2 protein-coding genes and 1 pseudogene are annotated in these 2,615 nt (G+C 61.1%); all 3 read right to left on the reverse strand.

Annotation, left to right across the window (positions count from 1 at the left end):
• Nucleotides 1–34: 34 nt before the first annotated feature.
• Nucleotides 35–1,144 (reverse strand): alginate lyase family protein, encoded by a 1,110-nt coding sequence (locus VZ95_RS05600; protein WP_045774992.1) that lies wholly within the window; start codon nucleotides 1,142–1,144, stop codon nucleotides 35–37.
• Nucleotides 1,141–1,974: an ABC transporter permease subunit gene (locus VZ95_RS05605; protein WP_045774993.1), complete on the reverse strand. Its 834-nt coding sequence runs from the start codon at nucleotides 1,972–1,974 to the stop codon at nucleotides 1,141–1,143. Before VZ95_RS05605 ends, VZ95_RS05600 begins: the two co-directional genes overlap by 4 nt.
• A gap of 3 nt (nucleotides 1,975–1,977) precedes the next feature.
• Nucleotides 1,978–2,615 (reverse strand): annotated as a pseudogene (locus tag VZ95_RS05610) (ABC transporter permease subunit); the annotation flags it as partial.

Below are 2,615 nucleotides of genomic sequence, written 5' to 3' on the forward strand. Positions count from 1 at the left end.
GGAGGGAATCGCTCATCGTCGGTCCTTAAAGGCGCTATTGCGGCAGGGGTTTGGTGCCGTAGAGAGTGGTTACGTCGCCGCCCATCTGAATCCAAGAGATATGCCGGTTGGCGGTGAGGAGGGGCACTAAGCGCGCATCGCGGAAGCGCGTATAATAGGGCTCCATCCACGCGGCCATATAGGGCTGAAACTTCGGCGGCCAGGATTGGGCAATCCCGCGCGCCTTTTGCACGAACGGCCCCGCCTCTTGATACCCACGAATGACGAGATCGGCCAAGCGCCGCACGGCTCCGCCTTCGGCGGCATAAAGATCCTGCCCGTTGCGGCTGAGGGTTTCCGCCGCCAACACGAGGGCGCTGAGCGCGATCATATGAGTGTGGCGCAAGCGTCGTTCGCGCGGCTCCAGCCCCCGGATGAAGCCTTGTGCGTCGATCCGGGTCAGGAACTGCTTCAGGCCGACCGTGGCCCAGGTGGTGAGGCCCCGGTCTTGCGCCACGATTCCCGCCAGCAGGGTGGCGGTGAAGGCCCAGGCGCGCGATTCCTCGCCGATGGTTTGCGCCTCGGGTTGACTCCAGCGTTCTTTGACCAGGGCACCGAGTTTCTGGAACCATGCTTGCACCGGCTGCACTTTTGCAGGCGATAAGCGCGGCTCATGCATGACCACAAGGGCCGCATGGGCGAGGCCCGCGATGAGATTTTCTTGCTGGCGGTCGGCGGCGAGCGTGGCGGGATCGTCCAGCAATCCATCGTTGCTCGCCCAGGCATTCAGCCAATCCAGCGCGCAATCGGCAATCGTTAGATCGGCGGGGGCGAATTTGAGATAGGAGAGGGCAATCGCCTGCACGCCGCGCGCATAATCTTCGGTCGGCTTCACGGCGGCGCGGTGGCGGTTCTGGGCGTCGGGATCGACGATACTTTGACTGGCATCGGTGAAGAAATCCACGCCCGAAACTTCGCGAACGGTATCGGGAATCGCGGCGCAGGCGTAGAGACCGGCGGTTTTTGCAATCAAGGTCCGGCGTGCAACGACATCCAGCGGCCCTACCATCCGAGCCGGATCGGCTCCTTGAACCGGCGCTGCCAACGTTAGGGTGAAAAGAATCCCGCACGCCGCCCGCACCCAAGCGTCTTTCAGGCGAGTCATCCCCCCGCAGCCTCCCGCGCCGCGCGCTCTTTCTCGCGGTTTTGCCGGAACATCAAAAGACCCGAAATCAGAATGCCCGTGGTGACGATCCCGACGATCAACGTGGCAAGCGCGTTGATTTCCGGGCTCACCCCCAGGCGGACTTTCGAGAAAATCATCATCGGCAGCGTCGAGGAGCCCGGCCCCGAGACGAAACTGGTGATGACGAGATCATCGAGACTAATCGTGAAAGCCAGCAGCCAGCCGGAAACCAGGGCGGGCAGAATTAGCGGCAGGGTAATCAGATAGAAGACCTGCCAGGGCCGTGCCCCCAAATCCATCGCCGCTTCTTCGATCGATTGGTCCATATCCTTCAGCCGCGCCTGCACAATGACGGCGACGAAGGAGAGGGTGAAGGTGATATGGGCAATAGTGATGGTATCGACGCCGCGCCCATTGGGCCAGCCGACCATCTGTTCGAGCCCAACGAAGAGCAGCAGCGAAGCCAAACCCGTAATCACTTCCGGCATCACCAGCGGTGCCGAAACCAGTCCGGCGAACAAGGTGCGGCCCCAGAAACTCGGCATGCGCGCGAGGCAATAGCCCGCGAGTGTGCCCAGCACCACGGCCCCGGTGGCGCTCATCGCGGCGATTTTCAGGGACGTAATGGCGGCATCGATCATCCGTTCGTTGCGGAACAGCTCGCCGTACCATTTGGTCGAAAAGCCCGACCAGACCGTGACCAGCCGGTTTTCGTTAAACGAGTAGAAGATCACCGACAGGATCGGCCCATAGAGAAAGGCATAGCCCAGGCCGAGGAAGGCGAAGAGGGCGACGGGACGGCGGTTCATGGCTCAATGCCCCCCGTGGGCGTGCGGGCTGCCGCCTTGGCTGCGTTGCAGCAGCATGATCGGGGCGACCAGCAGCAACAGCATGGCAACCGCCACCGCCGAGGCCAGAGGCCAATCGCGGTTACTGAAGAATTCCGCCCACAGCACATTGCCGATCATCAGCGTCTCCGGTCCGCCCAACAGTTCCGGCACAACGAATTCGCCGACCACCGGAATGAAGACCAGCATCGAGCCCGCGATGATCCCCGGCACCGAAAGCGGCAGGGTAATTAGCCAGAAGGCCCGGAACGGGCGACAGCCCAAATCGGCGGCGGCTTCGAGCAACGACAGGTCCATTTTTTCCAGCGTCGAATAGAGCGGCAGGATCATGAAGGCAAGTAGGTGTAAACGATGCCGATATAAACCGCTGTCGGCGTGTTCATCAGCGGAATCGGTTCCGAAATCACGCCCAACCATAGCAGCAGATTGTTCAACAGACCGTTATTATTCAGAATACCCATCCAGGCATAAATGCGAATGAGGAAGCTGGTCCAGAACGGCAGAATCACCATCATCAGCAGAATCGGGCGAATGCCCTTATCGGCTCTCGCCATCGCATAGGCCATCGGGTAGCCGATCAGCAAACAGAAGAAGGTGCTCAC

It is taken from the genome of Elstera litoralis, from assembly GCF_000963705.1.
GTDB classification, from domain to species: domain Bacteria; phylum Pseudomonadota; class Alphaproteobacteria; order Elsterales; family Elsteraceae; genus Elstera; species Elstera litoralis.

What these genes read in the sequence shown, in the direction of transcription:
- VZ95_RS05605 (WP_045774993.1), bottom strand. Translation starts at nt 1,974, where the DNA reads ATGAACCGCCGTCCCGTCGCCCTCTTCGCCTTCCTCGGCCTGGGCTAT.
- VZ95_RS05600 (WP_045774992.1), bottom strand. Translation starts at nt 1,144, where the DNA reads ATGACTCGCCTGAAAGACGCTTGGGTGCGGGCGGCGTGCGGGATTCTT.